Origin of the sequence: Campylobacter sp. JMF_06 NA1, assembly GCF_027737785.1 — a bacterium.
Lineage (GTDB): Bacteria > Campylobacterota > Campylobacteria > Campylobacterales > Campylobacteraceae > Campylobacter_B.
In genome coordinates, this window is sequence record NZ_JAOVUA010000007.1 from 43043 (window position 1) to 64049 (window position 21007).

The 21007-nt window shown below is 40.5% G+C and carries 25 protein-coding genes; 16 read left to right on the forward strand and 9 right to left on the reverse strand.

Annotation, left to right across the window (positions count from 1 at the left end):
* Positions 1-327: 327 nt before the first annotated feature.
* Genes hisG through OFO07_RS07435 form a run of 5 tightly spaced genes read right to left on the reverse strand, consistent with a single transcriptional unit; the run spans position 328 to position 3426 of the window.
* Positions 328-939, reverse strand: a complete 612-nt coding sequence (gene hisG / locus OFO07_RS07415; RefSeq protein ID WP_270866573.1) for an ATP phosphoribosyltransferase — start codon at positions 937-939, stop codon at positions 328-330.
* A complete protein-coding gene (locus tag OFO07_RS07420; protein ID WP_270859747.1) occupies positions 936-1556 on the reverse strand; it encodes a type III pantothenate kinase in 621 nt (206 codons plus the stop codon). Before OFO07_RS07420 ends, hisG begins: the two co-directional genes overlap by 4 nt.
* Positions 1543-1851 (reverse strand): hypothetical protein, encoded by a 309-nt coding sequence (locus tag OFO07_RS07425; RefSeq protein ID WP_270871500.1) that lies wholly within the window; start codon positions 1849-1851, stop codon positions 1543-1545. The genes OFO07_RS07420 and OFO07_RS07425 overlap by 14 nt, the downstream gene beginning before the upstream one ends.
* Positions 1852-1864: 13 nt before the next feature.
* Complete coding sequence (locus OFO07_RS07430) at positions 1865-2875, reverse strand: L-seryl-tRNA selenium transferase (RefSeq protein WP_270871501.1); 1011 nt, start codon at positions 2873-2875, stop codon at positions 1865-1867.
* Positions 2875-3426, reverse strand: coding sequence for a hypothetical protein (locus tag OFO07_RS07435; protein ID WP_270871502.1), 552 nt, complete (start codon positions 3424-3426; stop codon positions 2875-2877). Before OFO07_RS07435 ends, OFO07_RS07430 begins: the two co-directional genes overlap by 1 nt.
* A gap of 116 nt (positions 3427-3542) precedes the next feature.
* Here OFO07_RS07435 and gatC point away from each other — a divergent pair, with 116 nt between their 5' ends.
* From gatC to OFO07_RS07475, 8 genes are all read left to right on the forward strand, one after another.
* Positions 3543-3830 carry an Asp-tRNA(Asn)/Glu-tRNA(Gln) amidotransferase subunit GatC gene (gatC, locus tag OFO07_RS07440; protein WP_270859743.1) on the forward strand — a complete coding sequence of 96 codons (288 nt, stop codon included), beginning with the start codon at positions 3543-3545 and terminating at the stop codon, positions 3828-3830.
* An 11-nt stretch (positions 3831-3841) separates the two neighbouring features.
* Entirely contained in the window at positions 3842-4924 is a 1083-nt protein-coding gene (locus tag OFO07_RS07445; protein WP_270859742.1) for a type IV pilus twitching motility protein PilT, read from the forward strand.
* Positions 4925-4926: 2 nt separating this feature from the next.
* On the forward strand, positions 4927-5595 hold the full coding sequence (locus OFO07_RS07450) for a CvpA family protein (protein ID WP_270871503.1): 669 nt from the start codon (positions 4927-4929) through the stop codon (positions 5593-5595).
* The gene (locus OFO07_RS07455; RefSeq protein WP_270865390.1) at positions 5595-6062 is read left to right on the forward strand and encodes a Fur family transcriptional regulator; all 468 of its coding nucleotides are present in this window, start codon (positions 5595-5597) and stop codon (positions 6060-6062) included. The genes OFO07_RS07450 and OFO07_RS07455 overlap by 1 nt, the downstream gene beginning before the upstream one ends.
* A 1-nt stretch (position 6063) precedes the next feature.
* The gene (gene lysS / locus OFO07_RS07460; RefSeq protein WP_270871504.1) at positions 6064-7557 is read left to right on the forward strand and encodes a lysine--tRNA ligase; all 1494 of its coding nucleotides are present in this window, start codon (positions 6064-6066) and stop codon (positions 7555-7557) included.
* 2 nt (positions 7558-7559) lie between these two features.
* Positions 7560-8801 carry a serine hydroxymethyltransferase gene (locus OFO07_RS07465; protein WP_270871505.1) on the forward strand — a complete coding sequence of 414 codons (1242 nt, stop codon included), beginning with the start codon at positions 7560-7562 and terminating at the stop codon, positions 8799-8801.
* An 87-nt stretch (positions 8802-8888) separates the two neighbouring features.
* The gene (locus OFO07_RS07470; protein WP_270871506.1) at positions 8889-9902 is read left to right on the forward strand and encodes an SPOR domain-containing protein; all 1014 of its coding nucleotides are present in this window, start codon (positions 8889-8891) and stop codon (positions 9900-9902) included.
* Positions 9902-10687, forward strand: a complete 786-nt coding sequence (locus tag OFO07_RS07475) for a shikimate dehydrogenase (protein WP_270871507.1) — start codon at positions 9902-9904, stop codon at positions 10685-10687. Before OFO07_RS07470 ends, OFO07_RS07475 begins: the two co-directional genes overlap by 1 nt.
* A 63-nt stretch (positions 10688-10750) precedes the next feature.
* Here the strand turns inward: OFO07_RS07475 and OFO07_RS07480 are convergent, their stop codons facing one another.
* On the reverse strand, positions 10751-10954 hold the full coding sequence (locus tag OFO07_RS07480; protein ID WP_270871508.1) for a hypothetical protein: 204 nt from the start codon (positions 10952-10954) through the stop codon (positions 10751-10753).
* Between the two features lie 127 nt (positions 10955-11081).
* Here OFO07_RS07480 and OFO07_RS07485 point away from each other — a divergent pair, with 127 nt between their 5' ends.
* Positions 11082-11411 (forward strand): hypothetical protein, encoded by a 330-nt coding sequence (locus OFO07_RS07485; RefSeq protein WP_270871509.1) that lies wholly within the window; start codon positions 11082-11084, stop codon positions 11409-11411.
* Positions 11412-11535: 124 nt separating this feature from the next.
* Here OFO07_RS07485 and OFO07_RS07490 read toward each other — a convergent pair whose 3' ends face one another.
* The gene (locus OFO07_RS07490; RefSeq protein ID WP_270871510.1) at positions 11536-14271 is read right to left on the reverse strand and encodes a M16 family metallopeptidase; all 2736 of its coding nucleotides are present in this window, start codon (positions 14269-14271) and stop codon (positions 11536-11538) included.
* Positions 14272-14465: 194 nt separating this feature from the next.
* Entirely contained in the window at positions 14466-15062 is a 597-nt protein-coding gene (locus OFO07_RS07495) for a peroxiredoxin (protein ID WP_270862741.1), read from the reverse strand.
* Between the two features lie 176 nt (positions 15063-15238).
* Between OFO07_RS07495 and OFO07_RS07500 the strand changes: the two genes are divergently transcribed.
* The 7 genes from OFO07_RS07500 (at position 15239) to OFO07_RS07530 (ending at position 19982) form a co-directional block, all read left to right on the forward strand.
* The gene (locus OFO07_RS07500; RefSeq protein WP_270859733.1) at positions 15239-15523 is read left to right on the forward strand and encodes a DUF362 domain-containing protein; all 285 of its coding nucleotides are present in this window, start codon (positions 15239-15241) and stop codon (positions 15521-15523) included.
* Between the two features lie 106 nt (positions 15524-15629).
* Positions 15630-16043, forward strand: a complete 414-nt coding sequence (gene ndk, locus OFO07_RS07505; protein ID WP_270859732.1) for a nucleoside-diphosphate kinase — start codon at positions 15630-15632, stop codon at positions 16041-16043.
* 9 nt (positions 16044-16052) lie between these two features.
* The gene (locus tag OFO07_RS07510) at positions 16053-16403 is read left to right on the forward strand and encodes a YceD family protein (protein ID WP_270871511.1); all 351 of its coding nucleotides are present in this window, start codon (positions 16053-16055) and stop codon (positions 16401-16403) included.
* 19 nt (positions 16404-16422) lie between these two features.
* A complete protein-coding gene (rpmF, locus tag OFO07_RS07515; protein WP_270859730.1) occupies positions 16423-16569 on the forward strand; it encodes a 50S ribosomal protein L32 in 147 nt (48 codons plus the stop codon).
* Positions 16570-16573: 4 nt separating this feature from the next.
* The gene (plsX, locus tag OFO07_RS07520) at positions 16574-17566 is read left to right on the forward strand and encodes a phosphate acyltransferase PlsX (protein WP_270859729.1); all 993 of its coding nucleotides are present in this window, start codon (positions 16574-16576) and stop codon (positions 17564-17566) included.
* A 2-nt stretch (positions 17567-17568) separates the two neighbouring features.
* Entirely contained in the window at positions 17569-18555 is a 987-nt protein-coding gene (locus OFO07_RS07525; protein WP_270871512.1) for a beta-ketoacyl-ACP synthase III, read from the forward strand.
* 83 nt (positions 18556-18638) lie between these two features.
* Positions 18639-19982 (forward strand): DUF2130 domain-containing protein, encoded by a 1344-nt coding sequence (locus tag OFO07_RS07530; protein ID WP_270871513.1) that lies wholly within the window; start codon positions 18639-18641, stop codon positions 19980-19982.
* 89 nt (positions 19983-20071) lie between these two features.
* Here OFO07_RS07530 and OFO07_RS07535 read toward each other — a convergent pair whose 3' ends face one another.
* Positions 20072-20995, reverse strand: a complete 924-nt coding sequence (locus tag OFO07_RS07535; RefSeq protein WP_270871514.1) for a methylenetetrahydrofolate reductase — start codon at positions 20993-20995, stop codon at positions 20072-20074.
* Positions 20996-21007: the final 12 nt, after the last annotated feature.

Sequence of the window (21007 nt, forward strand, 5' to 3'; positions counted from 1 at the left end):
AGAAAAATTTAAATTCAAAATTCTATTTAAATTTAGCATTGAACGATTTTTTGAATTTAACCTGTGCTGTGTTTTTTTCGTAAGGGGGAGGGCGCGCTTTTTAGGAGACGCTACCCTCCCCCTTACCAACCCCACCCCTGTAAAACCTTAGAAGTGGTTAAATTTAAAGCTTCGCTTTAAATTTAGCTGATTTAATTTTATTGAAATGCTTCGCATTTCTTGCAATGACAGATTTAGGATTAGGGAATTTTACTGGATTGCTCCCTTGGCGTTGCCGTCTTATAATGACAAATTTGGCGTGCTCGCTCGCAATGGCAAATTAAAATTTCAGGCGATAGCAGTTTGGAGTTTGTCGCGTAAATCTAAAATTTCATCTCGTTTGATGACAAAGCTGTTTTTGTTGGCGATGAGGTGCGCTGAGCTGTGCATGATGACCTCGGCGACTTTAAGGCCGTTTTGCTTCATCGTAGCGCCTGTTTCGACCACATCGACGATAGCGTCTGATAGCCCGATAATCGGAGCTAGCTCGATCGAGCCGTATAGTTTAATGACCTGAGTGGCGACGGCTTTGGTGGCGAAGTATTCGCGCGTGATATTTGGCATTTTGGTTGCGATTTTGATACCTGGGGTGTTGTAATCAAGCTCGGTTTCGTTTGGCACGCCCACGCAGACTCTGCATTTGCCGATTTTGAGATCTAGCAGGCGCAAAACATCTGGTTTGTGCTCTTCGAGCACATCTAGCCCCACTACGCCGATATCTGCTGCGCCTCCGACGACATAGGTGGGAATGTCTTGGTTGCGGACATAAAGAAATTTAAAATCACCCTCTTGCATGATTAATTTGCGGTCTTCAAAGGCAAATTCTAGCCCAAAAATGCTTTTGAAAATTTTGAGTGTATCATCGGCAATGCGACCCTTTGGTAGCGCAATCGTAATCATAAAAGTCCTTTTTGTGAGATTAAATTTTTCATAGCGCGGAAAATCAAATCCCTATCATAAACGCCGTTTTTGAAATGTCGCATTAAAAACGCGCCGTCCCCGCCGGTAAAGTGTATGCGCTTGTCGCCGGCAATGTCGGCTATGGCTAGGATTGTTGGTTTGAAAATGCCGTAATTCACAGCGTCGCTAGTTTTTTGTGGGAGCGAGTCTAGGGAAATTTTCGTCGAGAGATTGACATCTAAAACAGATGAAATTTCGCCATAAGTGCGAAGCATAGCGTGGATTCCAGGTAGGATAAATCCGCCAAGGTGGGTGCCTTCTTCCATGACATCGACCGTGATAGCGCTGCCTGCATCGACGATGACGCCAGTTTCGACCATACTGCACGCGACGATTCTATCTATTCCTAGCCCTTGGTAGGTGGTGTTTATGTGGAAATGGTGCGTAATGTCGATAAATAGGGGATTGTTTAGCTTGCGTTGCACTCTGGCATTTACATTTATACAATACACTCTCTCGATTGGTTCGTAGTTCAAAAACTCGTCGATACCCATAGCAAAGGTTGCGCCGTTATCATAAAATTTGGCATGTGTGTTGCCGATATCACATAAAAGCATAGGTTTTAAATCCGTTTTCTTCTAAAAATTTTTTACTTTTTGAGCAAATTTGGCTGTTGTGAAACAAAACTCGTTTTTTGATAGTTTTGCCTAAATTTGCGCAAATTTGTTCGGTTAAATTTAATAAAAATTCGCTATCTCGCATAATGAAGCGAGATGATGCCTCGCGCATGAAAATCAGGGTATTAAACCCAGATAAATCCACGCCAAAATAGGCGCTGTATGCGCGGGAGCGAGTGAAAATTTTCAAATCTATGGTTTTGAAATTTTTAAGCAAAATTTCATGGCTAACCATGAGATTGGAAATTTTACTTAGCAAAATTTAGCACTTTATCATCGTAGTAAAATGATGAATTTGCGCTAAATGCGCGAGAGTCAATCTCATCATTTAGCTCAAAAATCGCCTCGCTTTGCAGATTTTTATCCGTGCGGATAACAAAACCTGTGCGCTCTACGATATAAAGGTATTCTCCGCTAAATACACCCTCTAATAGCTGAGCGAAGGTAAATTTGCGAGATTTTATTAAATTTAGGTTTTTATCCAAAAGCTCGACCGTGCCGTCTTTTAGCAAAAGATAGATTCTATCGCCGTCAAATAGGACATTTCTAATGTCGCGGTTGTAGGTTTTGTTGCCATTTGGGCTGATGAGAACTAGCCTTGTGCCTGTGCCTGCATAAAGGTCGTCGCCACGGGCTTGAAGCGTGGTTATGTTGTTAAAAAATGGTTGATTTGATACGACGAAATCCCTCACAGAGCGGCCGCCTGTGCGCTCTACGATATTTACCAGGCCATCAAGTGCTGGGTAGGCTACTAATTGGTTGATAAAAAGCGGAGCGGCTGTGCGTGAATCTATGGCAAATGCGTCGCCGATTTTATCATCTAGCACCATAGCACCCGAGCTTAGGCGAAAGAGCATTACGCTATTATCGCTCATCACAAGCGCTAAATCATCGCCATCAATCGCGCCACTTAGGGCATAGCGTTTGAGATCTCGCTCAAATTTCACACTACCATCGCTACCCAAAACCCTAGTCGTGCCGTTTGTGTCTGTGACGATGAAATTTCCATTATACTCGCCTAAAAATCGCTCGTTTTTGTTAAGTTTGATATTTTCATTTACGCCTGATTTGGTGATAACTGCGCCGTTTGACAGTGTGGCGCCCTCTTTGGCAGCATAGACAATCTTAGCTGGAAGCGAGCCGTTAAAGGCCATTTCGCCTGTGATATTGTCATCGCCTGGGTCGAAATACTGGCGTTTGGTCGAACAACCGAAAAATAAAAACGAAAGCAGAAGTGTGAATATGATTGATTTTTTCATTATTTATTTCCTTTGTAATGTTTTAAATTTAACGCTAAATTTCGCACTGGCGAATCTATGGCGATTTTGTCAAATTCGGCGTTTGCGGCCTCGATTTGACCTGTTTTCAAAAGCTCGTATCCCTTGACGATAGCGTCGTAATCGTTAAGCAAAAGCGGGCTTTGTTTGCCGTTTTGCACGCTGATAATCTCTTTTAGCAAGTAATCGACCTTGCTATCGTTTCCAAGAGCCGATAAATCATCGGCTGTGCCGTGATTTAGCATATATAACGCATATAGATTGAAATCTTTGTCTTTTAGCTTGGCTAGTTTTGCGTCATCTCGCGCCTCTAAAAGCTCTGAGTATAGCTCGTTCGCGCTGTTTATGCGAGAATTTTGGATAAATTCGTTCGCCCAGTATCCTACGAAAATCACCATTATAAGGGTAGCAAAAAAGATTAAAGGTTTTTTGTATTTTTTAATGAAAATTTCGCTTTTGATAACGCCTTCTAAAAACTGCTCTTCTGTGCCTATTTCTTTTTTAACGCCTTCGATGTCGTCTTTTAAAGCCAAAGTAGTATCCTTTTGTGATTAAATTTGGCGGTAATTGTAGCATAAAAAAATTTAAATATGCCCAAAGACAAGAATTTTTATGATATAATGTCGCATTTATCAGAAAAGGAAAATTTATGATAATAGATGAAATTTTATTATCAAGGCTCGAAAAATTAGCTGCTTTAAAAATCCCTGATGAAAAACGAAATGAGTTTATCGGTCAGTTAAATAAGGTAGTAGATTTTGTCGAAATTTTAAACGAATTAAAATTAGATGGTGAGGAAGTAGCTATAACTACTTTAAAGGGCGGAACTCCGTTTCGCGAGGATGAGCCACGCGCTAGCGATGTTCGCTCTATTATCCTAGGGCATGCACCTTCAAGCGAGGGTGATTATTTTGTAGTGCCTAAAATTATTGATTAGAAAGGAAAAGTATGGAAGATCCAAGAAAAAATTTAGTAGATATCGAAACCTTATTAAAGACAGTTGTTTTTAATAAAGCTTCTGACTTGCACCTAGTTTCTCGCTCAGCACCGCAAATCCGAATAGATGGAACGCTTCGTCCTTTGGCTATGGATAGCCTTAGTGGAAGTGATATCGAGTATATTTGCTATGCGATGATTACAGATCAACAAAAAAGCGATTTAGAGGAAAACAAAGAGCTTGACTTCGCGATTGAGTTGCCAAATATCGGACGCTTTCGTGGAAACTACTATTACACTATGAACGGCGATTTGGCCGCTGCGTTTCGTATTATTCCTATTGATATCCCTAGCCTTGATGATTTGAAAGCCCCAAGCATTTTTAAAGAGGTTGTAAAACGCGAAAAGGGTATGATTTTAGTCACTGGTCCGACAGGATCTGGTAAATCAACGACTTTGGCGGCTATGCTAAATGAAATCAACGAAAAAGAGCGCAAGCACATTATCACGGTTGAAGACCCAGTCGAGTTCGTGCATCAAAACAAAAAATCTCTATTTTCTCACAGAAATATCGGCACGGATACCCACTCTTATGCGCAAGCTTTGAAATTCTCACTTCGTGAAGACCCTGATATTATCCTAGTCGGTGAGATGCGTGATAGGGAGACGATTTCTATTGCGATTACTGCGGCTGAGACAGGACACTTGGTTTTTGGCACACTTCACACAAACTCAGCGATTCAAACAATCAACCGTATCATCGATAGCTTCGACGGTGGCGAGCAACTTCAAGTTAGAAACATGCTTTCGGTTTCACTAACTGCGGTTATTTCGCAATCTTTGCTTCCAAAGCTTGGTGGCGGTCGTATCGCAGTGCATGAAATTTTGATTAACAACAACGCGGTTGCCAACCTAATCCGCGAAAACAAAGTTCATCAAATTTACTCACAAATGCAACTTAACCAACAAAGCACTGGTATGATTACGCAAACACAGGCTATGGTTAAGGCAATCAGAGCAAATCAAATTGCCAAAGAAACGGCATTGCGCTATTCTACAAATTTACAAGAGCTTATCGGCGTTGTGGGTGCGTAATCATGGAAGGTATAAATTGGTTTGACGCCATTGTAGTGGGTCTGATAATCCTTTTTGGATTAAGAGGCCTTACAAATGGCATTATGAAGGAAATTTTTGGAATTTTAGGTTTGATTGGTGGTTTGTGGATCGCTGTGCGCTACAAAGAGATGGCGGGAGCGTGGATAGCTAGCAAAGTCCCTGCATTGCAAAATGCAAATGGAATTTTCTCCGGCGATACTACTCAGACTTTAATCGGATTTTTGGCTGTGCTTTTTGGCGTGTGGATTATCTGCCTGATTTTAGGCGAAATTATCTCAAAACTCTTTAAATGGAGTGGGCTAGGATTTGTCGATAGAATCGGTGGATTTGCATTTAGCGTGGCTAAAATTTTCTTAATTTTTGCCGTTATCGTAACCTTTGCAAGAGGTCCTATGATGCTAAATGAGCAGACAAAGAAATTTTTCGAAACTAGCGCAGTCGCTCCGGTGCTACTAAGCGTGGGCAAGTGGATTATGGATTTAAAAGACGACCCAGTAGTCAAAGAAAATTTGCAAAGTTTAGAGCAAAAAGCTAGTGAAATTTTAACCCCAAGCGAAGATAATATGACAGAAATTCAAAACAATATTTCAAACGAGGTTTTTGATATCAATCAAAGCTTGGATTTAAATGTAAGTGAAGGGAGATTGTAATGGACGCTAAAATCGAAAATTTAGAATTTGACGCGCTTTTGCTTGAATTTAAAAAAGCACTTAGCGATAATGGCTTAAAATATACAAAACAAAGAGAGGTTTTGCTAAGAACGCTTTATAATAGCAATACGCACTTTACGCCAGAGGCTTTGCACAGCGAGATCAAGGCGAAAAATCCTGAGCTAAATGTAGGTATCGCCACAGTGTATCGCACGCTAAATTTGCTCGAAGAATCAGGCATGGCGACATCGATTACTTTCGGCGCGCAAGGCAAAAAATTCGAACTTGCAAACAAACCACACCACGATCACCTAATCTGTAAAAGTTGCAACAAAATCGTCGAATTCCGCGACGCTAGTATCGAGAAAAAACAAATCCAAATCGCCAAAGAAAATGGCTTTGTCCTAACTGGCCATATTATGCAGCTTTACGGAATCTGCGCTGATTGCGCGGCAAAAAGGAAATAATTTGTTCGACTCACAATTAGAAATCCAAAGAATAGATAAATCAAACGAATTGCGAAATTTAGGGGTAAATCCATACCCTCATTTTTTAAAGCGAGATATGAAAATCGTAGAATTTCGTGAGAAATTCGCTAGTATTGCAAATACAGAAGAAAAAAAATCAGATGAGATTGTCGTTTTAGCAGGGCGTTTGAAACTAAAAAGAGTTGCGGGAAAATCGACATTTGCAAATATTGAAGACGAAAGCGGAAATATTCAAATTTATTATTCGCGCGACAGTATCGGCGAGGAAGATTACGCTAAATTTAAGAAAAATCTCGAAGTAGGCGATATCATCACCGTTACAGGATACGCCTTTATCACGCAAACTGGTGAGTTTTCGATACATGCTTCAAATATCAAACTAGCTTCAAAAGCGATTTCTCCACTACCTGAGAAATTCCACGGCCTAGTAGATATCGAAATGCGATACCGCCAACGCTACCTCGATATGATAATGAACCCAGAGGTTAGAAGCGATTTTATCAAACGCTCTGTCATAATCCGTGAAATTCGCAACTTTTTCGAGGCGCATGGATTTTTGGAGGTCGAAACTCCGATGATGCACCCAATCGCAGGTGGCGCAAACGCGAAGCCTTTTATCACGCACCACAACGCTCTTGATGTGGATAGATACCTGCGAATCGCACCTGAACTTTATCTAAAACGTCTAATCGTAGGCGGTATGGAAGCTGTTTTTGAAATCAATAGAAATTTCCGCAACGAGGGCATGGATTTAACGCACAATCCCGAATTTACCAGCATTGAGTTTTACTGGGCATGGCATGATTATAATGATGTCATGGATCTGACACAAAATTTAATCTGGGCTGTGATGGATAAACTAGGGCTTGATAAAAAGCTTCAATACGACGAGCTTGAAATCGACTTTACCAAGCCTTTTGCGCGCATAAAATACCTTGACGCGTTGGTTGAAATAGGCGGATTGGATCCTGAGATTATAAATGATAAAGACAAAATTTTAGCAAAGCTTAGAGCTGATAAATTCGAAGTCAATGAAAAGCTAGATTTGGGCCACTTGCAAAGCGAACTTTTCGATAATTATGTCGAAGCCAAGCTCATAGATCCGACCTTTATCGTGGATTTTCCTATCGAGATTAGCCCGCTTGCAAGAAGGAGCGACGAAAATCCAAAAATCGCCGAGAGATTTGAGCTATATATCGCTGGCAAGGAGATTGCAAACGCATTTAATGAGCTAAACGATCCGCTTGATCAATTCGAGAGATTTAAAGCGCAAATCGACGCTAAAAATGCAGGCGATGACGAAGCGCACGAAATGGATGCAGACTATGTGCGTGCCCTATCTTACGCTATGCCACCGACTGCTGGCTGGGGACTAGGCATAGATAGGCTTGTGATGATTTTGCTAAATAAAAAATCGATTCGCGATGTTATTTTATTTCCGGCTATGAAGCCGTTAAATTCAGATAAGGAGTAAAAATGTTGGCAGATTTTGATAAAGAAATTTTTGATTTGATGAATAAAGAGTTGGCTCGTCAATGTGACCATTTGGAGATGATTGCAAGCGAGAATTTTACATATCCAGAAGTTATGCAGGTAATGGGCTCAGTGCTATCAAACAAATACGCAGAGGGCTATCCCGGCAAAAGATATTATGGCGGCTGCGAATTTGTCGATGAAATCGAAACAATCGCTATTGAGCGATGTAAAAAACTTTTTGGTTGCGAATTTGCAAATGTTCAGCCAAACTCAGGCTCACAAGCAAATCAAGGCGTTTATGGAGCGTTTTTAAAACCGGGTGATAAAATTTTGGGCATGTCTTTAAGCCACGGCGGACACCTAACACACGGCGCAAAGGTTTCAAGTAGCGGAAAGTATTACGAGAGCTTTGAATACGGCGTCGAGCTAGATGGTCGCATAAACTACGACCGCGTAGCAGACATAGCAAATATCGTAAAACCAAAAATGATAGTTTGTGGCGCAAGTGCCTATACAAGGGAGATAGATTTTGCTAAATTTAGAGAAATCGCAGATAGCGTGGGTGCGTATCTTTTTGCCGATGTTGCGCATATCGCAGGGCTAGTTGTAGCTGGCGAGCACGCTCATCCGTTCCCGCACTGCCATGTAGTTAGCTCTACCACTCACAAGACACTTCGCGGACCACGCGGCGGTATCATCATGACAAACGATGAAGAATTCGCTAAAAAAATCAATAGCTCTATTTTCCCGGGCATTCAAGGCGGTCCTTTAATGCATGTCATCGCAGGAAAGGCTGTTGGCTTTAAACACAATCTAAGCCCTGAGTGGAAAGTTTATGCAAAACAGGTCAAAGCAAATGCAAAAATTTTAGGCGAAACTTTGGTAAAAAGGGGATTTGATTTAGTAAGCGGCGGCACGGATAATCACCTAATCTTAGTAAGCTTTTTAAATAAAGAATTTAGCGGAAAAGACGCCGATATAGCTCTTGGAAACGCTGGAATTACCGTAAATAAAAACACAGTCCCAGGCGAGATTCGCAGTCCATTTGTAACAAGCGGAATTCGCATCGGAAGCCCTGCTCTGACATCTCGTGGTATGAAAGAGGCTGAGTTTGAGTTTATTGCAAATAAAATCGCAGATGTGCTTAGCGACATAACAAACACCGAACTTCAAGCAAAAGTTAAAAAAGAGATTGTTGATTTGGCACATAAATTTATCATTTACGATAAAGCGATGTATTGATTTTAAGGCGCTTCGTGCGCCTTATTGCCCCTTTTAAAAGATTTGTTAAATTTTTTAAAAAGGGTAAATAAATTTTTAGGAGATATTATGACAGATAAATTTGATATGAGCGATATCACTATGAACGGAGCGCCAGGAGACGGCACAGCTAGCCTAAAAAAGCTTTTGACTATTGCGGCCGGAATTATAGTTTTGTTTTTGATAGTTCTTATAATAATGAAAGCTATCAACAAAAACGACATTGACACAAACGCAGCCCTAACAATGCCTAGCGAAGAAGAACTTACTAAAAAAGAAGAGGTAAAAAAAGAGCCAGAGATCAATGTGGTTAGCAGTGATACTTCTAACGCGCAGCCTCAAACCCTAGCTCCAAAGGTAGAGCCAGCCCCTGCGCCAAAACCAAGCGAGCTTCAAATTTCAAAAGTTGAAATCAAAAGCGAAGTAAAAGATGAGCCAAAGCCAGTGATACAAAACACTGCCTCTCAAACAAAGGTAGAGATTAAAAAACCCGAGGTCAAAGAAGAGCCTAAGCCTGTCGTAGTCCAAAGAATCGAGGTTAAAAAAGAAGAACCAAAACCAGAAGAGGTAAAAACCGTAAAAGAGCACTTGCAAGCTCCAAAGGTTGAAATCAAAAAAGAAGCCCCAAAAGCCGAAGTTAAAAAAGAGGTTACAAAAACCGAGCCTAAAAAAGCAGAGGTGAAAAAGGCTGAGGTCAAAAAAGATGAGCCTAAAAAGGTAGAGGCGAAAAAACCTGAACCTAAAAAAGAGGAAATCAAAAAAGCCGAGGTAAAAAAAGAGGCTCCAAAAATCGAGCCTAAAAAAGAACCTGCCAAAGTAGGCACCGCGGCAAAAACTGCGAATTCGAGCGTGGGGGCTGGAAATTATATCCAAGTTTTCGCTTCGAACTCTTACGATCCAAATAGCTCAGATGTGCGCAAAATCACAGCCAAAGGCTATAATCCAGTGGGTTTAAAAACCCAAGTAAATGGCAAAGATGTGGTTAAAATTTTGGTCGGTCCATTTAGTGGAGAAGAGCTAAACAAGGCTATTAGCGACATGCGTGCGGTTAATAGTGGCGCATACATTTACAGAGTGAAATAATGCACAAATTTGCCGTTTTTGGCAATCCGATATCCCACTCCATATCGCCTTTAATGCACAATTTAGCGATTAAAGAGCTAGGCCTTGATGCCTTTTATGGGCGGGTTTTGTTAGAAACAGCCACGGATTTGAAACAAAAATTTCTGAATTTAGGTTTAAATGGCGCGAACATCACCGTGCCTTTTAAGCTAGAAGCTCACAGGATAAGCGACGAGCTAAGCGAGGCGGCGCGCGAGATCGGCTCAGTGAATACTCTCGTGCGAAAAAACTCCAAATTTTACGGATACAACACTGACGCGCCCGGATTTTACGAGGCGATTAGGGAGTTTGGAAGCTTAAAGCGCGTGCTTGTTTTGGGCGCTGGTGGCACGACACGGGCGATTGGCTATATTTTGGCGAAAAATGGCGTTAAATTTGACATTTTAAACCGCAGCGAAAAAGAGCCAGAAAATTTTAAATGCGAGAATTTTTATACCTATGAAAATTTCAAATTTCAAAGCTATGATTTAGTCGTAAATTCCACAAGTGCAGGGCTAAAAGATGATTTTTTACCAGCCCCAGCCGAAATTTTAGACGCTGTTTTTAAAGAAGCAAAATTCGCATTTGACGCAATTTATGGCAAGATTACGCCGTTTTTGGATTTGGCTAGCACTCACGGCGTTCGCACAAAAGACGGACGCGAAATGCTAATCAACCAAGGCGCATTAGCGTTTAATCTTTTTTATGACAATAAATTTGATAAAAATTTGATTTTAAACGCAATGTCTAGGGCGATAAGATTATAAATTTATGCAAAGAGATTACGACAAAGAGCCGTTAATTATCAAAAGCTATGAGAGATTTTTTGTCTATAATCTATTTATATTTCCGTTTTTATTTGCATTAACTATCGCGCTTAGTATTAGAAGCTTATTTGATAAATATGAAACTATAAGCGGTGTTATTTCATTTGGCATTATGATGATATTTATTTTATCGTCAGAATTTATCATTACATACATACTATATGTAGAAAACAGCAAATCAACGATACATTTTAAAAATAATTCCATTGAATTTTATGACGGATTAAAATTAAAAAGTATTACCTATCTTTCAAATGTAGAAAATTATATTTGTAAGCCGTTTTTTACGAATTGGCACTTAAAAGGAGAATTAAAAGTTATTAAGTATTTTTTTATGGCAATTCTTATTTATTTAATGCTAACAAGCAAATATATAGTGGTTTTTATCACACTATTTATTTGTTTTTATCTTGGAATTTTGATTGTAAAAATTCTAGTTTTTTATAAAATTAACGGAAATTTAAAAGGTTTTACGCCATTTTTAAATATTGTTATAGATGAACCAAAATCGCCAGATATAAAATCAGCCCTAAATGCAACTATATTTAATTCTGAATTTTACACGATTTATATTTTTAACAAAAATGATTATTTGGAAATTAAAAAATATTTTTTGACAAGAAAAAATATAAATATAGACAAAATTCGTAAAGAATATTTATAAATGTAACCCAAAGCGATATTTAATCACTTTGAGTTTATTTGGAAATGGTAAATTTAGCAATTTCGACACTGCGCAAATTGCCGAATTTATGGCGCGCGCAGTATCGTTAAAAGGCTAAATTTACTTACTTTTTCGGATTTAAAATCGCGATAAACGGCTCTTTTGCGATTAAATTTGCCCCAAATTTCACATCCTCGTTGCTAAGGGCGTTTATGCGCGCGGCATAAATTTCATCATCGTAAAACGGATAGCCGAAAAGCTCGTGCGAAGCGATGTTGCTTAGCCAAAAATCGTTGTTTTCGCTGGCTCTTTTCATAGATAAAATTTGCGCTTTTTTGAAATTTTCTAGCTGATCTGCGCTAGTGCCGTTGTGCGCGATATCGGCGACGATTTCTTTGATTCCCTCGATTACTGTTTCTTTGTCCTTTTCGTTGCACGAAAACGAGATATTTAACCCAGATTTTATCTGTGGAAACTGCGCGTATGAGGCACTCACGCTGGCTGAGTAGATTAGCCCTTTGGCCTCTCTGATTTTTTCGGTGATTTGCGTTTTTACGGCACTTTCGAAGGCTTTGAGCTTGTATGAGTTTAAAATGTCAAACTCGCTCAAATCGTAGTTTAGATAAATCATTCTAACCTCGCTTTTATCGCTATCGCCGTAGTTTTCCTCGATTTTTACGGCGTTTGCGCTAAGCTTTGTTTGGGCGATTTCGCCCCTGCCAGCTTTGCCTTTTAAATTTCCTGCGTATTTGGCTAAAATTTCGGTGATTTTATCCTCGTCAAAATCGCCACTTATCACAAACAAATACTCGCCCCCATTAGCGAAAATTTTATCTGCCAAGCCCCCAAAATGCGCTAAATTCGCGCTTTTTACATCGCTTATTTCAAGCGGAGTCTTAAAGCGCAAATCCCCGCTAAATAGCGAATTTACGATTTGTTTGTTGAAGCGAAAATCTATCGTCTCATCTCTGAGCGCAAGGTTAGAGATGGCGCTACTTTGGTATTTTTCTAGCGAATTTGCGTGGATTTTTGGCGTGCTCATTTTCACAAACAGCTCCCTCATCATCGCCTCGAAATCCTTGCTAGCGCACTCTCCGCTAAACCCGCTAGAAAGCTCGTTTATACCAAAGCGCAAAGAGTAGTTAAACCCGCTAGTTAGCCTCCTGGCCTCGTATTCGTTAAACTCGCCAATAGTGCCTGAATTTAGCAATGCGCTTAAAATTTCAGCCTCAGCCTTGCTCGCAAAATTCGAAATTCCGCCTAGTTTTTTCACGCTGATTTGTATGCTATTTTTTTTGCCCAAATTTCGCTTTAAAATCGCCTTGACGCCGTTATCGAAATTTAGCGTGGTTATGTTTTTGTCACTGTCGAAATTTTGGCTAAATTTGGCTGGCGAAGGCTCGTTTTCTAAAAGTTTTTTCTCGCCCAGGCCGTTTTTGCTAAAATCAAACGGGGTTGCGTTTTGATAAATTTTATCTATTTCCCCTGCGCTTAAATTTAGATCTTTCGTCGAAATTATCTCCGTAAAGTGCGCTCCGCTCGTGATTTGCTTAAAGTATTCATTGACATCGCCAAGCGAAATTTCGCCCAAAATCGCAAGGCTTAAATCGTGTTTATCCTGCTTGCCAAGCTTGGTGTTGCCGTTTATTACAAAATCCAAAATTTCATAAATTTGCTTATTTTGCGTATCGTTTTTGATGAGATTGGTTTGGACGGAGTTGATAAATTCCGCCTTTGCACTCTCAAAATCCCCAGCCGAAAATCCATGCTCCCTAGCGCCCTTAATCGCGCTAAATAGGCTAGTCAGCGTGGCATTTGCGTCGAAATCAAAAATGTTTGCGCCAAACGAGTAAAGTCTGCGCTCACCAAACAAATCATCGCTATCAAATCCCGCTTTTAGGGGGATTTTCGCGCCTATGTTTAGGGCATCGTAGCTAAGGCTAAGAAGTTTTGCGATGTAGGTATCAAGCCAGGCTTTTTTCATTTCGCCTACGCTGTTTAAGGGGCTGTGCTCGCCGGCAAACACGATATTTACGGCATTTGTGCCAATCTGGGGCTCTATGATGTTTGCATAACCTGCGCCGAATTTTTGCAGGCTCGTATCGCGCGCGATTTTTTTAGAGCGAGGTTTTAAATCGCTAAATTTGGCTTTGATTAAATTTTCGATTTGCGTCGAATTTACATCGCCCACGACGATGACGCTCATTAAATTTGGCGCATAATTTCTATCATAAAACGCCCGCAAACTTGCACTCGTCGCGCCCGCTATGGCTTCGTTTTTGCCTATTGGGAAGCGCCTTTGAAAGATCGAGTTTGGATACAAAGACTTGGCTCTTTGCTCGTAAAATCTAGTTTTATAATCCTTTTTTGCTTCTTCTAAAATCACGCCTTTTTCTTTTTCGACCTCGGCTGGGTCGAATTTCACGCCCCTAGCGTAATCCCTAAACACCGTGAAAATGTCGTTTAAATTTTCATCGCTCACGCTTGCTTGGATATTGTAGGTCGTGTTTTGAAAGCTAGTTTGGGCATTTAAATCTGCGCCAAATTTCACGCCTAGGCTTTCTAATTTTTTGACTAGCTCGTTTTTGTCGAAATTTTCGCTGCCGTTAAACGCCATGTGCTCGACAAAGTGCGCAAATCCTTGCTCATCGTCGTTTTCGTCGATACTGCCAGCATTTACATTTAGGTAAAAATATGCGCTGTTTTTGGGGACGGGGTTTTGCTGTATGAAGTATTTTAGGCCGTTTTCTAGCGTGCCTGTGGTGACATTGGCGTCAAATTTCAGTGCTAAATTTGGATCAAGTGATACGGCGAAATTTAGGCTAAATGCCACGCAAAGTGCGAAAAATATTTTTTTCATAAATTATCCTTTTTAAAAAAGCGAGATTTTAACTGAAAATAGTAAATTTTAAATGAAAAAAGAGAGCTTTTAAAGGCTCTCTTAAAATTTCAATTTTATGGGGATACATAAAGGTGGAGCCTTAGGGGGAAGGCCCCATACGCACGCGTTTGCGTGATAAATTTGGCGCAGGGGGCTGCGCCAAATTTGGAGTTTTATAGTTTGTCTGAGTTTTTGCCTAAATACTCGGCTACGCCTTGTGGGTTAGCCTTCATACCAGCGTCGCCTTTGTTCCAGCCAGCTGGGCAAACCTCGCCGTGCTCGTTAGTAAATAGCATAGTATCTACCATACGAATCATCTCGTCGATATTTCTGCCAAGTGGAAGGTCGTTGATGACAGCGTGGCGGATTGTGCCGTCGCTATCTAGCAAAAATGAGCCTCTTAGCGCAACTGCATTGCCAAAAAGCACATCGAAGCTTCTAGCGATATCTTTTGTGATATCTGAAACTAGCGGGAATTGGACTTTGCCAATACCGCCTTCATTTACCGGTGTGTTTTTCCATGCAAGATGCACGAACTCGCTATCGCAAGATACGCCGATAACCTCTACGCCTCTATCTTTAAATTCTTTATAGCGTTTGTCAAATGCGATAATCTCGCTAGGGCAAACAAATGTGAAATCTTTTGGATAAAAGAACACAACTGCGCCTTTTGGGCCGATGTTTTTGTAAAGGTTGAAATCCTCTACAATGCTGTTGTCGCCAAGAACGGCTTGTGCTGTGAAATCTACTGCTTTTGTAGTTACTAACATGATATTTTCTCCTTAATAATAAAATTTATCATTTGCGAATTATACACATTTTATCTTATAAAAAATTTAAACCAAATTTACACGCAATATAAAATTCAAATCTAATCAAAATTTTTAATGACTTTTTAAAAATAGTGTGTTATTATTTAGGGTATTTTTTTGATAAAGGAGAAAATATGGCAGTAAAAATTACTGATATTTGTATAGCATGCGGTTCTTGTATCGATGAGTGCCCAGTTAGCGCGATTGTTGATGATAGCGATAACCCAACAGGGGCAGACACATACTATGTATATGCTGATAAATGTGTAGAGTGTGTAGGCCACAATGACGAACCAGCCTGTGCAAACGCCTGTCCAACTGACGGCTGTATCGTTTGGAGCGAAGTTGTCGCTGGACAACCAAGCAAAGCTGAAATCGGCGCAGAATTGCGCGGTGGCGATACTCCGGTAGTCGCATAAATACAAATTCAAAATTTTCATGGCTTAAATGCCATGAAAATTTAATTCTTAAATAAATTTTAACCTATTTTAGATATAATCACCCTTTTACAATAAAGGAGTTCGTATGCAACAAACACTATCAATAATTAAGCCAGATGCCGTAAAAAAGGGCGTTATAGGCAAAATCATAGATAGATTTGAAAGCAACGGTTTGCGTATAGCAGCAGCAAAAAAATTGCAATTAAGCGTAGATGACGCAAAAGCGTTTTACGCAGTTCATAAAGATCGCCCATTTTTTGGCGAATTAGTTGATTTTATGGTTAGTGGCCCGGTTGTGGTTATGGTTTTAGAGGGCGAAAACGCAGTAGCTAAAAACCGCGAACTAATGGGTGCAACAAATCCAAAAGAGGCAAAGCCAGGCACAATTCGCGCTGATTTCGCCGAAAGTATCGATGCAAACGCAGTCCATGGTAGCGATAGCCTAGAAAACGCAGCTATCGAGATTGCATTTTTCTTTGCTAAAAAAGAGATTTGCTAAGGTAAAATTTTGAAAATTAGCTTTGTAAAAATCACAAAAGAGCCGATTAAATTTGATACCCAAAGTGGCGGTGTTAAATTTAGCGGCGAGTTGCACAAATCAGGAGAAAGCCTGTATAAATGCAACGCCCAAATTTGCGGAGCGGTACCATATATTTGTGATCGTTGCGGAAGCGAATTTGAGTTAAGTTTAGACGAAAATGTCGATTTGATGCTAAGCGACGGGATTTATAAAGGCTCTGATAGCTTAGATGTAATCGAGTTTTTCGAGGGCAGTATCGACATAGATGAAATTTTACAAAGCGAAGTAGAAGCGATAAAAAGCGACTACTTTTATTGCGACAAATGTAAAGAATTATAAATTTTATAAAGGAGAAAAAATGGCAGTTCCTAAACGAAGAGTGAGTAAAACTCGCGCAGCAAAAAGAAGAACTCATTACACTGTAACTCTACCTGTGCCAGTCAAAGACAAAGACGGTAGCTGGAAGATTCCTCACAGAGTAAATAAAAATACAGGAGAATACTAATCCCATGACGTCGATTGCTATCGACGCAATGGGTGGCGACTTCGGTTGCGAGCCTATTGTATGCGGAGTTATTGAAGCACTAAGAGAGCAAAAATTCAAAGCTTTCTTAGTAGGCGACGAGGCAAAAATCGCCCCTTTTATCCCGGCAGAATTTCAAAAATACATAGAGTATGTCCAAACTGACGAAGTTTTCGAGATGAAAGAGGGTGCGACGGATGTTTTAAAGCGCAAAAATTCCACCATTTATCAAGCAGTAGATTTGGTCAGAAATGGCACCTGTAAGGCCGTGGTCTCAGCTGGTCATAGCGGGGCTACGCACAGCCTAGCTACGCTTAGAATCGGCAGAATTCCAGGTATTTCGCGCCCAGCTATTGCTACGCTTTTTCCGACTAGTCAGGGTGGTAAAACGCTGGTTTTAGATGTCGGGGCAAATGTGGATTGCAAACCTGAAAATTTATTTGAATTTGCCGTTATGGGCGAGGCTTACGCAAAAGAGATTATGGGGATTAAAACCCCTAGAATCGGGCTTTTGTCAAACGGCGAAGAAGATAGCAAAGGTAACGAGGTCAATAAAGAAATTTTCCCAAAACTCAAAAAAATGCAAAATTTCGTCGGCAACGCCGAGGGAAATCAGATTTTCGACGGCTCGGTAGATGTTGTCATCACTGACGGATTTATCGGAAATATCGTCCTTAAAACCAGCGAGGGCATAGCCAGTGCTATGAATAAGCTTATCAAAAAAGAGGCGAAAAAATCGCCGATTGCGATAGCTGGTTCGATTTTGATGAGGCGAGTATTTAAGATAATCAAAAAATCGACCGATTACGATGAAACTGGTGGCGCGCCACTTTTGGGCGTGAAAGAGTGCGTAATCATAAGCCACGGCAAAAGCACGCCAAAAGCGATAAAAAACGCAATTTTTCAAGCGCTTAAATTTTCGGATTCAAATATAAACTCAGTTATCCAAACCCAACTTAGCAACTACAACCAAGGATAAAGATGAAGGCTTCGGTGGTATCCATAGGCGCCTACGCTCCAAAGAGAATTTTAACGAACCGCGATTTGGAGGGTATGGTCGATACCAGCGATGAGTGGATTACCCAAAGAACAGGCATTAAAGAGCGCCATATCGCAGATGCAAATGAGGCTACTAGCGATATGGGCGCAAAGGCCGCTGCTTTGGCACTTCAAAGAAGCGGGCTAAGAGCAGAGCAAATCGACGCTGTGCTTTGCGCTACAATCACGCCTGATTATTTTTGTATGCCATCAACTGCGGCTTTGATTGCTGATAAATTGGGGCTTAAATTTGGCATTATGGCGTTTGATATAAGTGCCGCGTGTAGTGGATTTGTATATTTGCTAGACCTAGCAAAATCGCTTATCGAAAGCGGAGCGAAAAAACATATACTAATCGTCGGAAGCGAAAAACTAAGCGCGATTACGGATTATAGCGACAGGAGCACCTGCGTGCTTTTTGGCGATGGTGCTGGCGCAGCGGTAGTGAGCGAGGGCGAGGGCGAGGGTATAATCTACACAAACAGCGCGAGCGACGGCGCAAAGGCTGATTATTTGATCACGCCAGCACCAGGGAGTGCAAATCCTATCTCGCAACAAATTTTAGACGATAAGCTTGGATTTATCAAAATGCGAGGTCAAGATGTCTATAAAATCGCAGTTCCAACGCTGATAAAATCGGTCGAAGAGGCATTAGAAAAAAATAATTTAAAATCTAGCGATATCGATCTGTTTGTCCCGCACCAGGCGAATTTGCGCATAATCGAGGCAGTGCGTGAAAAGATAGGCTTTACGGAAAATCAATGTGTCGTAACCGTGCAAAAATACGGCAACACAAGCTCAGCTTCAATCCCAATGGCGCTAAACGAAGCTTATGAGGCTGGCAGGCTAAAAAATGGCTCGTTAGTCTTGCTAGACGCCTTTGGCGGGGGATTTACTTGGGGTTCTGTGCTATTTAAATTTAACGCTTAAATTTCAAAATTTATCAAATTTAGACATTAATTGTCGAATTCTTATTGTAAAATTCACTAAAATTTTAAAGTAAAGGAAAAATCATGTCTGAGATCAAATGTCCAAACTGCGGCGAAATTTTCGCAATTGATGAGAGTGAATACCAAAAAATCGTAAGCCAAATCAGAAATAGCGAATTTGAGAAAATTTTAAATGAGAGATTGCAAAACGAAAACGCAAAATTTCAAAGCGAATTAGAGCTTGTAAAATCCCAAGAAATCGCTAGGGCAAAAGAATATATCGCTAATTTAAAAGCGCAAAAAGATAGTGAAATTTCGCAACTTAAAGAAATTTTGGCGAAATCACAGGCTGAACTAAAAGGCAAAGATGAGAATTTGACGCAAAAATTTGAGATTGAAAAAAGCAAAATTTCCCTTGAAAATGAGGCTAAAATCGCCGAGCTAAACCAGAAAATTACCGAGTTAAACGCCAAAATCAGTGCAAGTGAAAATGAGAAAAATTTGGCTGTGAGCAACGCTATTTCGAGCAAAGATAGCGAAATTTCCGAGCTTAAAATCACACTGAGCGAAAAAGAAAAAAATTTCGTCGAAAAAGAGCAAATTTTGCGTGAAAATTTCGAAAAAACAATCAGCGACAAAGACGCGATGATAGATTATTACAAGGATTTAAAGGCGAAATTATCGACAAAAATGGTTGGCGAGAGCTTGGAGACCCATTGTAGCACGGAGTTTGAGAAGCTCCGCACCACCGCATTTGCAAACGCTTATTTTGAAAAAGACAATGAGGTCAAAGAGGGTGGCAAAGGCGATTTTATATTTCGCGATTTCAAAGACGGCGTAGAGTATATTTCGATAATGTTTGAGATGAAAAACGAGTCCGATACGACCGCGTCAAAGCACAAAAACGAGGAATTTTTTGCCAAATTAGACAAAGATAGAAAGGCGAAAAACTGCGAATACGCGGTGCTTGTCTCGCTACTTGAAAACGATAGTGAGCTTTATAACACAGGCATTGTCGATGTTTCGCACAAATATGAGAAAATGTATGTGATCCGCCCGCAGTTTTTCTTGCCGATAATCTCGCTACTACGCAACGCTGCGCTAAATTCGCTCGAAGATAAAAAGCGTCTAGTAGAGTATCAAAACCAAAATTTAGATATCGAAACCTTTAAAAGCAATATTGACGAATTTAAGGATAAATTTGGCAAAAATTACCGCCTAGCAAGCGAGAAATTTCAAAAGGCAATCGATGAAATCGACAAAACTATAAGCCACCTAGAAAAGGTAAAAAATGAGCTTTTATCTTCTGAAAATAACCTGCGCCTAGCTAATGATAAAGCCGAAAAACTAACTATAAAAAAGCTAACCAATAACGCTCCAAGCGTGCAAAAAATGTTTGATGAAGCAGAGCAGAATTCGGACGAGTAAATTTGGCGAATTTGGCGCAAAATTTAGCAAAATTTGGGTGAAATTTAAACAAAATTTTGCGCCACAAATCTGCTAAATTTTGGCGAATTTTACTTTTCGCCAATTCCTAGATTTTCCCTTTTTACGATTATTTCCTTGATTTTTTTCAAAAGCTCGATTGAGGCCTCGATTTCAGCCTTTTTGGTGCTGACACTCTCCACATTTGCCCCCACGCTAATGCCCTTTGCAAGCGAGTATTTGTAGATGAAATCAAACAGCTCCACGCACAGGCTCACCGAGCTTTGCAAGATATCGGCGCTAGTTTTTAGGCGATTTTCCAAAAAATCCGGCACGCTAATTCCAAGCCACTTCATAAATTCGAGCGTTTTTTCGCTCCCACACGGCGTGAAGGTAAAGATTATAGGCACTTTTTTGCACCCAAGATTAGCATAATCATCTATGAAATTTTTCACACTCTCGGCGTCATAGACGGCTTGGCTTATGAAATACTCGCACCCGCTTATGCTTTTTGACGCGATTTTTAGGTGCTCGGAGCGTGTTTGTTTGTGTCGCTCGGCTATGCAAATTCCGCCCAAATGCAAATCGCTAGCAATCTCTTTTTTTATCTGATACGCCCGTTTTAGCGGGATTTTCATTGCGTCGTATTTCGAGGAGGCACCCACAAATACGCCAAAATTACTCGCTCTTGTATTTAAAATTTCGCCAAATTTATCCTCATCGTATTTGCCTACGGCGCGGTAGATTATGGCGGGTTTGACCTCGTGCAGGTGTTTGGTGTAATACAGTGCGGGATCTAGCGTTTCGATGAATTCATAAGTGCGCGCCTCGCTCGTCCTTGCGCTCTCATCTTGCAAATCATAAATGACTATGCCGTCGCATGGCATGGAGGTTATGCGCTCTCTCCAAAGCGCGCCAAGTCGCTCGATTTTTTCGGGCTCGAAACTGATTTTTGGCGGAACGATACCGTAGAGCAAAATTCCGCTAGCATTGTTTTTAATTTTTTGTTCCAACATTGATAAATTCCT

Excerpts from the sequence above, each read along its gene's own strand:
- hisG (WP_270866573.1), bottom strand. The coding sequence starts at position 939 with ATGATTACGATTGCGCTACCAAAGGGTCGCATTGCCGATGATACACTC.
- OFO07_RS07420 (WP_270859747.1), bottom strand. The coding sequence starts at position 1,556 with ATGCTTTTATGTGATATCGGCAACACACATGCCAAATTTTATGATAAC.
- OFO07_RS07425 (WP_270871500.1), bottom strand. The coding sequence starts at position 1,851 with ATGGTTAGCCATGAAATTTTGCTTAAAAATTTCAAAACCATAGATTTG.
- OFO07_RS07430 (WP_270871501.1), bottom strand. The coding sequence starts at position 2,875 with ATGAAAAAATCAATCATATTCACACTTCTGCTTTCGTTTTTATTTTTC.
- gatC (WP_270859743.1), top strand. The coding sequence starts at position 3,543 with ATGATAATAGATGAAATTTTATTATCAAGGCTCGAAAAATTAGCTGCT.
- OFO07_RS07445 (WP_270859742.1), top strand. The coding sequence starts at position 3,842 with ATGGAAGATCCAAGAAAAAATTTAGTAGATATCGAAACCTTATTAAAG.
- OFO07_RS07450 (WP_270871503.1), top strand. The coding sequence starts at position 4,927 with ATGGAAGGTATAAATTGGTTTGACGCCATTGTAGTGGGTCTGATAATC.
- OFO07_RS07455 (WP_270865390.1), top strand. The coding sequence starts at position 5,595 with ATGGACGCTAAAATCGAAAATTTAGAATTTGACGCGCTTTTGCTTGAA.
- OFO07_RS07465 (WP_270871505.1), top strand. The coding sequence starts at position 7,560 with ATGTTGGCAGATTTTGATAAAGAAATTTTTGATTTGATGAATAAAGAG.
- OFO07_RS07470 (WP_270871506.1), top strand. The coding sequence starts at position 8,889 with ATGACAGATAAATTTGATATGAGCGATATCACTATGAACGGAGCGCCA.
- OFO07_RS07475 (WP_270871507.1), top strand. The coding sequence starts at position 9,902 with ATGCACAAATTTGCCGTTTTTGGCAATCCGATATCCCACTCCATATCG.
- OFO07_RS07480 (WP_270871508.1), bottom strand. The coding sequence starts at position 10,954 with ATGGAATTATTTTTAAAATGTATCGTTGATTTGCTGTTTTCTACATAT.
- OFO07_RS07485 (WP_270871509.1), top strand. The coding sequence starts at position 11,082 with ATGGCAATTCTTATTTATTTAATGCTAACAAGCAAATATATAGTGGTT.
- OFO07_RS07490 (WP_270871510.1), bottom strand. The coding sequence starts at position 14,271 with ATGAAAAAAATATTTTTCGCACTTTGCGTGGCATTTAGCCTAAATTTC.
- OFO07_RS07495 (WP_270862741.1), bottom strand. The coding sequence starts at position 15,062 with ATGTTAGTAACTACAAAAGCAGTAGATTTCACAGCACAAGCCGTTCTT.
- OFO07_RS07500 (WP_270859733.1), top strand. The coding sequence starts at position 15,239 with ATGGCAGTAAAAATTACTGATATTTGTATAGCATGCGGTTCTTGTATC.
- ndk (WP_270859732.1), top strand. The coding sequence starts at position 15,630 with ATGCAACAAACACTATCAATAATTAAGCCAGATGCCGTAAAAAAGGGC.
- rpmF (WP_270859730.1), top strand. The coding sequence starts at position 16,423 with ATGGCAGTTCCTAAACGAAGAGTGAGTAAAACTCGCGCAGCAAAAAGA.
- plsX (WP_270859729.1), top strand. The coding sequence starts at position 16,574 with ATGACGTCGATTGCTATCGACGCAATGGGTGGCGACTTCGGTTGCGAG.
- OFO07_RS07525 (WP_270871512.1), top strand. The coding sequence starts at position 17,569 with ATGAAGGCTTCGGTGGTATCCATAGGCGCCTACGCTCCAAAGAGAATT.
- OFO07_RS07530 (WP_270871513.1), top strand. The coding sequence starts at position 18,639 with ATGTCTGAGATCAAATGTCCAAACTGCGGCGAAATTTTCGCAATTGAT.
- OFO07_RS07535 (WP_270871514.1), bottom strand. The coding sequence starts at position 20,995 with ATGTTGGAACAAAAAATTAAAAACAATGCTAGCGGAATTTTGCTCTAC.